Source organism: Mesorhizobium sp. M7A.F.Ca.US.005.03.2.1, from assembly GCF_003997795.1.
GTDB classification, from domain to species: domain Bacteria; phylum Pseudomonadota; class Alphaproteobacteria; order Rhizobiales; family Rhizobiaceae; genus Mesorhizobium; species Mesorhizobium ciceri.
Map to the genome: position 1 here is coordinate 1 of NZ_RZRP01001436.1, position 798 is coordinate 798.

At 56.0% G+C, this 798-nt stretch carries 1 pseudogene; it reads right to left on the bottom strand.

What is annotated here, in order from left to right:
* A pseudogene (locus EN991_RS38310) lies at nt 1–269 on the bottom strand (Crp/Fnr family transcriptional regulator); the annotation flags it as partial.
* Nucleotides 270–798 lie beyond the last annotated feature (529 nt).

A 798-nucleotide genomic window follows, 5' to 3' on the forward strand; every position in this document is an offset into this window, starting at 1 on the left:
AGTCCGTGCAGATCGGGAATGTCCCCAGCCACAAAGAAGGATGTAATCTGCCGTTTGCCATCGCCGGTAAGTTTGGTGGAACCGAGCAGGCCATCCAAAACCACGAACGAATTGACAGGGCGGTCACCCTCACGCACCAGGTCGTAATTGGCAAGAAAATCCTTCTCCTGAATTTGGATGTCTTTCAAAACATCAATATCGCCCTCTCGGAGATCCGAGATGCTCTGGAGCTTGCGGATAAGTACATCCGAGGATGAAGTGGGTGACAAAGTGGCTACCTAGCTGATGTTGGTTATCGAACTTGCATCCGCGTCAAAAGTTCCGGATAGCCGTAACGAGGCGCCGGACTGCTGGTCGGGAACTGGGAATTCAGGATGCCGAGGCAGGTCCTTGGCCGGGACTTCATTGCACGGGGCACAGGAGTGCTGCACACCCATAATCGAGCCCCTCGAGCAGCGCATTAACCTATGACATAGGCTGCGCTCGCAATTGTCGCTGCGACATCACATGAGGTGGTTGATCCGCCAAGGCCTGACGCTGCAACCTCACCTATGAGGGCCAGATGGCTCCGGCCAGGCATCAGGCAAAAGGCGTCTCACCTGAAGCGAGAAATCCGGCCTTGCAAATGGGCATCTCAACGAGCCCGCTTGAGGTCCGGCCGCGCAATGTCGCCACACGGTTGACGAGCGGCTATCTATTGGCGTCACTCATGGTTCATCAGGCGTCTCCACAATCCGGCCTGGTGGGGAATCGAACTTTCTGCCGATCAGCGGGCTTTCGGATATGTCCGTCGGAAAC